Origin of the sequence: Nostoc sp. (assembly GCF_036919675.1) — a bacterium.
In the GTDB taxonomy this organism is placed as follows: Bacteria; Cyanobacteriota; Cyanobacteriia; order Cyanobacteriales; family Nostocaceae; genus Nostoc.
Window position 1 is genome coordinate 23,649 of the sequence record NZ_JBALCP010000028.1, and the last position, 10,503, is coordinate 34,151.

General features: G+C 44.1%; 6 protein-coding genes. 5 read left to right on the plus strand and 1 reads right to left on the minus strand.

All coding sequences use genetic code 11. The features are described 5' to 3' along the window. The 4 genes from V7K49_RS03960 (at window position 1) to V7K49_RS03975 (ending at window position 5,594) form a co-directional block, all read left to right on the plus strand. Window positions 1-996, plus strand: a complete 996-nt coding sequence (locus V7K49_RS03960) for a PRC-barrel domain-containing protein (protein ID WP_335204598.1) — start codon at window positions 1-3, stop codon at window positions 994-996. A 902-nt stretch (window positions 997-1,898) separates the two neighbouring features. After that, window positions 1,899-2,465, plus strand: coding sequence for a ferric reductase-like transmembrane domain-containing protein (locus V7K49_RS03965; protein ID WP_335204599.1), 567 nt, complete (start codon window positions 1,899-1,901; stop codon window positions 2,463-2,465). 129 nt (window positions 2,466-2,594) lie between these two features. Further along, window positions 2,595-3,710 (plus strand): WD40 repeat domain-containing protein, encoded by a 1,116-nt coding sequence (locus tag V7K49_RS03970; protein WP_335204600.1) that lies wholly within the window; start codon window positions 2,595-2,597, stop codon window positions 3,708-3,710. A 159-nt stretch (window positions 3,711-3,869) separates the two neighbouring features. Further along, a complete protein-coding gene (locus V7K49_RS03975; RefSeq protein WP_335204601.1) occupies window positions 3,870-5,594 on the plus strand; it encodes an ABC transporter ATP-binding protein in 1,725 nt (574 codons plus the stop codon). A gap of 320 nt (window positions 5,595-5,914) precedes the next feature. Here V7K49_RS03975 and V7K49_RS03980 read toward each other — a convergent pair whose 3' ends face one another. Then, complete coding sequence (locus V7K49_RS03980) at window positions 5,915-9,166, minus strand: TIGR03032 family protein (RefSeq protein ID WP_335204602.1); 3,252 nt, start codon at window positions 9,164-9,166, stop codon at window positions 5,915-5,917. A 259-nt stretch (window positions 9,167-9,425) separates the two neighbouring features. Here V7K49_RS03980 and V7K49_RS03985 point away from each other — a divergent pair. Continuing rightward, window positions 9,426-10,503, plus strand: a 1,078-nt coding sequence (locus V7K49_RS03985; RefSeq protein ID WP_335204603.1) for a DUF4347 domain-containing protein, incomplete at its 3' end; no start/stop codon positions are given.

Below are 10,503 nucleotides of genomic sequence, written 5' to 3' on the forward strand. Positions count from 1 at the left end.
ATGACCTCTGAACAGATAATTAGGCGTTCCGACATATTAAATACCCAGGTGATTACCCGCGACAACGGCAAGCGGCTAGGCATCGTCAGTCAAGTCTGGGTTGATATTGATCAACGAGAGGTTGTGGCTCTTGGTTTGCGAGACAGCCTGATCTCTATTTCGGGCATACCGCGCTACATGTACCTCAACAACATCAACCAGATTGGTGATGTCATCCTGGTTGATAACGAAGATGTAATTGAAGATATCGAAGTTGAATCTCTCAGTAATCTGATTAACTGGGAAGTAATTACAGAAACAGGTGAAGTATTAGGCAAAGTTCGGGGCTTTAAGTTCAACGCCGAAACTGGGAAGCTTAACTCCATAGTCATTGCTTCTTTAGGATTACCCCAAATTCCCGACCAATTTTTGAGTACTTACGAGTTCTCAGTGGATGAAATTGTCAGCACCGGCCCCAATCGGTTGATTGTGTTTGAGGGAGCCGAAGAACGGGTAAACCAGTTGACAACTGGTTTGCTAGAGCGCCTGGGCATCGGCAAAGCGCCGTGGGAGAGGGATGCAGAAGAAGAATACGGTTATACTCCACCACGCACAATTGCAGCACCCAATCAGCTGCCCAGTGGAGTGCCATTGCAGCCACCCAAACAGAGAGTTCGTGCCCCTGAGCCCGTAGCGCGGGAAGAGGAATGGACAGAAGACTATGTGGAAGAGCAAAGGCCACAGCGTCAGGTAATGAAGGCGCGGCAGTATGAATCTATTCAATACGAAGAAGACGAGGAAGAAGATAACTGGAGTGAGGCAACGGGCAACGACAGGTATCAACAACCGCAACCGCTAAAGTATGAAGCCCAGCCCTACAGCAAGCCATACGTTGACGAATACGATGATTATGACGACGTAGAGGGCGATGCTTGGGAAGATGCGCCGAAGCCCGTGAATATTCCTAAGAAAGTCAAAGAAAGACAGCCAGAATACGAAGAAGAAGGCGGATATTAGGCTAGCCCCACCCCCAGCCCCCTCCTCGCTTGCGAGGAGGGGGCTTTTTTATGAATAAAAGCAAAATCAAAATGCACCGTCTAAACTAGTACTCCACCACAGGGATTATGACAGGTTAAGGGAGCTTCTAGTAAAGCGAGTCTACATACCCCACTCTTACAGCTATTTTCAGGTAAATAGACCACGCGGTAGGGGCGCAAGGACTTGCGCCCCTACGACAGATGTGGTTCAAATACTACGCACACGTCTTCTAGAGAAGTGACAGGACTATTTTGTTAATGCTGCATTCGCAGTTTCAGAGAGTACCCTCTAGGGTACTGTTAACCTCTAAGTAGTCATGCTACGATGTAAACAAGTAATCAAGGGGTTAATTTATAGATTTAAGTAAGTAGAAAAGTACAAAAAAAGATAGCTATGTAAAGAAAACTAAGGGGCTAAAATCCTCTTTGCTTCTGCCCTTCTCCTAATGGAGACGCTCTTGCTAGCAAGATCCGCGTAGGGGTACGATTACTCGCTACAGCTGCGCTAACAACAGTTGCTCATGAAAGAAACCCTTAAGACTGCACTGCTTTACCTTTTGATAAATATCTAGTACAAGTCGGCAAAAATCCAGCTACCATCTCAATTAACCAAGTAAGGGGTAAAATCCCTTGTTAAAGGTATGCAAACTTCCACCGACTTGTACTAGTAGTCTGCCAATCAAATTTTGGATAGTATAGCAGACTTTAATTACTTCCTAAATAAGCATTTTGGCTTCAATTACCTAGCAAAGTTGTCTTGGTATATCGGCCTAAAATACCTAGCTTATCCGCTATTTTGACTAGGATGAGCAGAGGTTATTTTTCACTGCCTATACCTGTAGTTTCTACTATAGCCAACAATATTATTTTTAGAGATTAATCATGGTTTCAATGGATGAATCACCCCTACCTAATATTTTGGGATTTTTATCATTAGCTAGTTATATATTCACATTAATTCCCACAATTATAAGAATTATTTTTCCGCAAACTAAAGAGACTGGAATTCCCCAATGGCTGCTCAAACGCCGCCGGCTCATCGGTATTATTGCTTTCTTTTTGGCTTTAGGTCATGGTTTCCTAATGGTTCAAAAGAGAAACTTTGATTTTTTGGACATCAAGACATTTTGGATATATATCCAGGGTATAAGCACTTTCATAATTTTTACACTTCTGTCTATAACTTCTAATAATTGGAGTGTAAAAAAACTGAAAAAGAACTGGAAGCAATTACATAAACTTACTTATGTAGCTATGGTTCTTTTGATTTTGCATATCTGGGACAAGATGTCAGGTCATTGGACGTATTTAACACCGATTAGCCTTGTTGCTACTACCATAATCACAGTTTTATTTCTCATCCGACTTTGGATTGAACACCAGGGTAAGCAACAAAAAATTGCAAATAAAGTAACGAAAGCAGATTTAGGAGAAAAAAACACTCGGTAGTTTCATTAGTACAACATGCCGGAAGTAACTAATTAGTTGAAAAAGTTAAAACAAGCTTTCTTTTCTTCTGGCTTCTGTTTTCTTGGACTATTTGTCACCAAAATTATGTAAATGGAGAGTCCCTCTGTAGTGTCAAACCCAATTGTTAAGAAAATTACAGTAGTACTGGCAATTACATCTACAGCAACCTTGGTTGGGTTTAGCTCTTATCGTTTACTATTAGCGTTCGAGATGGTCACACCTGGCGTTATCTCCTTGCCAATCATTCAACCTTATCAAACCCTCAAAGGACATTCAGCGTGGGTTTATGCGATCGCTATCAGTCCAGATGGCAATACTTTAGCTAGTGGTAGCTATAATGGCACGATCAAGATTTGGAATCTGCATACTGGCAAATTACTCCACACTTTTAAAGGTCATGCTGATGCAGTTGTATCCTTGGCGATTAGCCCTGATCACCGTATACTCGCTAGTGGCAGCTGGGATAATCGAATTAAACTGTGGAATCTGGAAACAGGAACTCTCATCCGTACCCTTGATCGGCATAGAGACGATGTAGAAGCAATTGCGATCAGTGGCAATGGAAAATTGCTTGCTAGTAGCAGTGCTGACAATACCATTAAGCTCTGGAATCTGGACACAGGCAAAGAACTCTTTACGCTCCCGGATGTAGGCTGGGCAAAGTCTGTTGCTTTTAGCCCCGATAGCCAGAAGTTAGCTAGTGGCAGTAGAGATAACTCCATTAGAATTTGGCAGCTAAGTACTGGCAGTCCGACACTCATACAGACTTTCACAGGGCATTCCCAAGAAGTATGTTCTGTTGCCTTTAGTCCTGATGGGCAAACCCTTGCCAGTGGCAGTAGGGATAAAACCATCAAACTGTGGCGTCTGGGCGATGGTAAATTGTTGCACACTTTAGCAAGGCATTCCGAAGCCGTATGGTCTGTTGCCTTTAGTCCTAATGGACAGACCTTAGCCAGTGGTAGTTATGACACAACAATCAAGCTCTGGCATCTAGCTACTGGCAAACTCCTTGCTAACTTTGCCGGACATACCAAGTCTGTATGGTCTGTTGCCTTTAGTCCTAATGGGCAAACTTTAGTAAGTGGTAGTGGTGACGAAACCATCAAACTTTGGTTTATACCCCGCGATCGCACTGCTCATACTCAAACACTTGAAAAGATGAAACACAATCAAAGATATTTAACCCCAGTGACATCAAGCCTTGGCAAATGGCATTCGTAGCTACGCAGATGCATTGCACCTGTAGGAACTAACAAAGAATCATCGATATATTCTGATTCGGCAACGTCACTTTTTGGAACTAATTACTTAACTATTCAGAAACTCCCCAAAAGCTGATAGCGTCAAACAAAGGAAAGATATCGTTGTGGACCTTCGAGCTTGAAAACGCGTTCTAATTACTGGCAACTTCTGCCTTATATTCGACTCCAGTGGCAAACCATCACCAAGGGATTTATTGGCATCTTAGGATACGTACTGGCGACATTAGTGTTGATCAATCTCGCCGGTAAATTGGCAATTCCCTTTGCACAAGGTAATGTAGTAGCGATCGCTCAAATAACTGGCAGCTGTGCCTTAGTCTTTCTTGTCAGAGGCTTGTTTCAGTCTATACAAGATATGTACATGGCGAAAGCTGCTTTGAGAGTTGCTTTTCATCTCCGCCAGCAAGTCTATGCCCATCTTCAAAAGTTAAATCTCAGCTATTTTGAAACGGCAAAAGCAGGTGATTTATCTTACCGCCTCACTGAAGATGTTGACCGAGTTGGTGAAGTGGTAAATAAAGTATTTCACGACTTTATCCCCTGCATTTTGCAGTTGCTGGCAATTCCAATTTACATGATTTACCTAAATTGGCAGCTGACACTAGCAACAGTGATAGTTGCACCGCTGATGGGTATTTTAGTCGGCTGGTTTGGTGAACGGTTACGCAAGTATTCCTTAAAAAGTCAAAATCGCGTGTCAGGTTTATCAGCCATCCTCGCGGAAGTTTTCAACGGTATTCGTTTGGTACAGGCTTTTGCTGCCGAAAATTACGAAATCGCCCGCTTTGGCCATGAAGCAGAACGCAGTCTCAAAGCAAAATACTCAGCCGAACGCCTGAAAGCGATTCAGATTCCCATCGTGGGATTTCTGGAAGCCTTAAGTGCGTTATCGTTACTGATTGTGGGAGCGTGGCAAATTTCCCAAGGTAACTTGACAGTGGCGAGTTTTTTCAGTTATCTGGCGGCGGCGGCGCTGTTAATTGATCCCATTGGTCACACTACTAACAACTACAACGAATTTAAGCAGGGTGAAGCATCTGTTGACCGCGTTTTTGAATTGATGGCGATTCAGCCGACGGTGATCGAAAAGATCAATGCGATCGCTCTCCCCTCAGTCAAAGGCAAAGTAGAATATCGTCATATTTCTTTTGCTTATAAACCAGGTGAACCTGTATTAAAAGATATCAGTTTATTGGTATCGCCAGGGGAAGCGATCGCTCTTGTGGGTGCTTCTGGTGCTGGTAAAACCACATTTGTGAATCTCCTCCCCCGTTTTTATGACCCCGAAGTTGGGCAAATTTTAATTGACGGTGTTGATATTCGGGATGTGAAGCTGCATAGTCTGCGGCGACAAATTGGGATTGTTCCCCAAGAAACCATCATGTTTTCGGGAACAATTGCCCAAAATATCGCTTTTGGACAAGACGTTTTTAAAATGAAAGCAGTTACAGAGGCGGCGAAAATTGCTAATGCCGATCAGTTTATTAGCCGGTTGCCAGAAGGTTATCAGACTTGGGTGGGTGAACGTGGGGTAAACTTATCCGGTGGACAAAGACAAAGAATTGCGATCGCTCGTGCTGTTCTGCTCAATCCCCAAATCTTGATTCTTGATGAGGCGACATCAGCATTAGATTCTGAGTCAGAAGCACTGGTACAGGAAGCGTTGGAAAGATTGATGGAAAAACGCACAGTGTTTATTATTGCTCACCGATTATCAACAGTCAGACGGTGCGATCGCATTTTAGTTCTTGAACAGGGACAAATTGTCGAATCAGGAACCCATGAAGAATTATTAGCCTTAGAGCGTCGCTATGCACGGTCTTATGCCCAGCAGTTTAGTTAGCTAAAAGAGGGAGTGGAGAATCTCACTTCTTTATTCAGGGCAGCCACATCTAAAGTAGTACTTTGTCAAGCTAGTAATCAAGGGTTTGTAATAAGCACTTTAGTGCTTAGAAAATAAGGACTTTAGTCCTTACTACGAACTTACTTATCCATCAATTTAAACTTGACAGACTAGTACCGCAAGGCGGAAATCAAAAGTCAAAAGTCAAAAGTCAAAATGAATACAGCGTAAGCGTTTCGTTGATTTGGAATGGGTTGCTTATTTCCGCCGCGCTGTACTAGTACGTCACGGCGTAAATAGAGCAACCATTTAAAAACCCTTTAGATGTTTTTATAGCTAATATCGCTCACCTCTATTGTTTGTGGTGGGTTCCCAGCAGCATAAATCTCCCACATAGCAAAATAGGCTTGTTCTAGATTGCGGGTAAAGCCTGGTGTATCAAATAGGGGGTAAGTGGTACGATTTTGTGCTAACCTCTGTTTTAGTTCCTGCAATGCTGTAGGGGAATGGCCTAAATGTATTGCCAATTGCTCATATTGCTCTAAGTTATTAGTAATTAAGTCTGGTAAACCAACTGCTATCAGCAAACTAGCAGCAACACGAGAAGCAAAGGTTTTTCCTAGACAGGTAATAATTGGTAAACCTGTCCATAAAGCATCACTACCAGTAGTGTGAGCATTACAATATAGAGTATCTAGAAATAAGTCTGCTAATTGATGTCTTGCTAAATGTTCGGCTTTGGGGTGATATTGGGCAAAAATTAAGCGATCGCTATTAATTCCCCGCGCTTGAGCTTCTCTTTTGAGATTATCCTCCGCAGGCGGGAATTTGACAAGTAACCACAGCACACTACCCGGAACTGCGGCGAGAATTCTCATCCAAACATCGAAAATCTGCGGTTCAATTTTATAGTTGTTATTGAAGCAGCAAAAGACAAAACCCGACTCTGGTAAATTATACTGAGAACGAGTCACAGGGGTAGAAGCGATCGCTTGTTGATGATCGTTAACTCGATAGCTGTGGGGTAAGGTGACTAGCTTTTCGCTGAAACCATCAGCAAATTCTGGTGGTGTGACTACTGGATCACTAATGATATAATCAATAAATTCAGCACCCATCGTTCCAGGATAGCCCAAATAGCTGACCTGAATGGGAGCAGGTCGCAAAGCCAGAATAGCGCTGCGAGAACCAGCAGTGTAACCTTTGAGATCGATTAATATATGAATGCCATCATCATAAATCTTGCGGGCGCTTTCTTCTATAGATAAAGTAGTAATATCTTGGAAGTGTTCGCAGTTAGCAGTGATGTGTTGGCGGTATTCGCTCTTATCGTCTGCGCCGAAAGAGTAAGCAAATATCTCAAAATTAGCTTGATCGTGCAGGTCAAATAAACTTTTTATCAAATGACTAGTAGCATGGTTGCGGAAATCATTCGATAAATAACCAATGCGTAGCCGCCCAGTCAAGGAACGGGAATGAGGAAAATTGAGAGATTGCTGCACACTTGCCCATTGTTCCTGGATATTTTCTCCATGAGTCCGAGCTATTTTTAGTAAAAAAGTCCTGTCCCAAGGCTTGTATAAGGTATCAAAGGGGGCGATTGTTGTCGGTTTTGCTTTCTCAACCTCTGAAAGAGTTTGTTCCCAGATGCGGGTTAAATCAGACTGACGCATCCGCCAATCGCAAGTCATTTCTTTGAGGTAAAACAGGTAATTGAATGCTTCAGCCGAGTCTGGTTGCAGTTCTAAAACCTTTTCAAATATTACCCTGGCTGCATCTACTTGACCATTACCAGCGATCGCCAAAGATAACAGCGCTGACCCCAAACGGTTGTAAGCTTTAATATAGTCTGGTTTGTGGTGAATGGCCGAACGATAACAAGCGATCGCACCTTTTAAATTCTCTTGTGCCTCTAATACAATCCCCAGATGCAGATAAGCTTCTGGATAATCGGGATTTTTCTGTAAAGCCTCCTGAAACTTAGCTGCTGCTGCTGATAGCTTCCCTTGCATTTGCCAAGCTAGACCCAGATTATTGTGAGCAAAAGCATAGTTCGGGTTGCTGAGAATTGCAGATTGAAAACAAGCGATCGCTTTTTCTAAATTTTTCTGGGCTACTTGCACGATCCCTAAATTATTATGTGCCTCTGCATATTTAGGGTTAATTGTCAATGCCTGTTGGTAAGCCAGAACAGCTTGGTTCGTTTGTCCCTGATTGTCCATAATTACCCCCAACTGATACCAAGCGGGAGCATATTGGGGATATTGGCTAATTATTTGTTCGTATAAAGCGATCGCCTCTGTCAATTGTAGTTGTGTTTGTAAGGCTAATGCTTGTTGATAAACCGGTTCTACAGCTAGAAATTGCTGCGCTGGAGTTGGCCATAACCAATCAGAATTAGGCCAGTCTTGATTCTGAGGCGTAATTACACAGATCATGTTGTCTTGATCTGGGTTCTCAGTAAATTCTTGTGCAGGCGCTGACTTGTTAGTTCGCAAATTTCCCTCAATCAGAGGAGAACGTGGATCAAGGGTAATTATCTGCTGAATCTCCTCAGTCTGGAATCCCAACGCTTGCGGGCGGGCGACTCCTGATAACACTTGCACGTCATAAAGTTCCGTAACTTCTCCTTCTAGACGTAACCAGTGGACAACTCCCCCCGTTTTCAAGTCAATGACCATCAATCCACAGCGGGGTTCAGTATTTTTACTGACTAAATTCTCATCCAATTTTAAACCAGAAAAAGTTTTGTCGCGGGGTTTAGATAAGCCGACAATGGCATAATCTCCACTAAATGCCAAACCACGCAGAAAACCGGGACAAAAAGCAATTGGCTGAAATACTCCATCGGAATCGATATAGCCAAATTCTCCCGTGCCAGCATTCAGCAACCACAACTTCCCCTGATAAAATCGTGGGGCGTGAGGCATAGATAAACCCCTAGCAATCACCTGATCAGATTGAATATCAATAATACAGCCGCCGCTTTGTCGCTTATCCCGCCAACCATCCACCACATCAGATTCACCACAAAGGGTAACATAGCGGGGTTTACCGTCCACCATCGCCAAACCATTCAGGTGACAGCGATCCTCATTCACCAAACTAGAAATAAACTTCGGTTTCCATAAAGGAATGCAACTATGGCGATCGCTCACCGTTGCCAGACAATTTAATATAGTACTGATAAAAATAATGCGTTCGTGATCAGCTTCCACCGCCAAATCATGAATATCTAAATCTCCAGTAGTATAAGCAATTCGGGGAATATAAAGCTTGTCATAACCATCATAAAGTTGTCCTGGGGTCAGCACATTGTCTAACTGCCAGAGTTGGGATCTAGAACTGAGATAAATTCGTTCTGGGGTAGCATATAACCCCATTGCGCGGTCAAAAACGCGCTCAAATCCCGACAATTGTCCGTGGGCGTTCACCCCTAACAGCATTAGGCGCGAACTTTGATAGGTAGAGAAAGCCAGACTAATTTGCTGAGATTGCAGCCAGTCGATGAAATAACGCGAGGCGAGTATTTCTACAGGGAGAGTAGCTTTAGCAGTAGATTGTCGGATCATTGGCAAAAATATAATTTTTTGACACTAGGGATATTCATCGCTAGAATGTTGGGCATTTAGTTATTAACTATACATACATAAGAAATCAAGTCAATAGCTACGTAAAATTCATTAGAATACTTCTCGCCCCCGATCTTCCCCGCAATCCTACTGAGGGGCTGCAAGATCCCCGACTTCTTTGAGAAGTCGGGGATCTGACCACCAAGTGATTTTATCCAACATCAAAGTTAATACTAAAACAGGGAAATACTTAAACATCATGACAACTGCAACTACCACAAAGCACACCCTAGTCATCATCGACTCAGCAATTAATGACTATCAAATACTCGCCCAAGGCATCATACCCACAGCCAAAGTAATTGTCCTCAACAAACACCAAGACGGCATTGCCCAAATCAGCGCCCTCTCAAAAAACCATCCCGCAGCCAGTATCCAGATAATTGCCCACGGTAGTCCCGGTAGCTTGCAACTAGGTAATAGCCAACTCAATTTAGACAGCCTCCACACCTATCGCCTGCAACTACAACAATGGCTTGCCGCAGAAATCCTGATTTATGGGTGTGAAGTCGCCGCCGGAGAAGCCGGAAAAACCTTCATTGAACAGCTACACCAACTCACCCGGGCAAACATTGCCGCCTCAGCCCAAAAAATCGGCAACGCCCAACAAGGGGGAACCTGGGAACTAGAGGTGAAGATAGGGCAAATCGCCTCCACCCTGGCGTTGCAACCAGAAATTAGGGAAGCCTACCCTGGAGTGTTTGTCACCTTTGCCACCGCCACCAACTTCACCGTCAATGGTCCCCAGTCAGTAACAATGGGAGATTTCAACAGCGACGGCAAGCTTGACTTAGCTACCGCTAACGGCTCCAGCAATAACGTCTCAGTGCTGCTAGGCGACGGCACAGGCGGCTTTGCCACCGCCACCAACTTCACCGTCGGCAGTAGTCCGTATTCAGTAACAGTGGGAGACTTCAACGGCGACGGCAAGCTCGACTTAGCTACCGCTAACCGCTCCAGCAACAACGTCTCAGTGCTGCTAGGCGACGGCACAGGCGGCTTTGCCACCGCCACCAACTTCACCGTCGGCAGTAATCCCAAGTCAGTAACAATGGGAGACTTCAACGGCGACGGCAAGCTGGACTTAGCTGCCGCTAACCAATCCAGCAACAACGTCTCAGTGCTGCTAGGCGACGGCACAGGCGGCTTTGCCACCGCCACCAACTTCACCGTCGGCAGTAATCCGTATTCAGTAACAGTGGGAGACTTCAACGGCGACGGCAAGCTCGACTTAGCTACCGCTAACCGCTCCAGCAACAACGTCTCAGTGCTGCTAG

What these genes read in the sequence shown, in the direction of transcription:
- V7K49_RS03980 (WP_335204602.1), bottom strand. Translation starts at nt 9,166, where the DNA reads ATGATCCGACAATCTACTGCTAAAGCTACTCTCCCTGTAGAAATACTC.
- V7K49_RS03960 (WP_335204598.1), top strand. Translation starts at nt 1, where the DNA reads ATGACCTCTGAACAGATAATTAGGCGTTCCGACATATTAAATACCCAG.
- V7K49_RS03965 (WP_335204599.1), top strand. Translation starts at nt 1,899, where the DNA reads ATGGTTTCAATGGATGAATCACCCCTACCTAATATTTTGGGATTTTTA.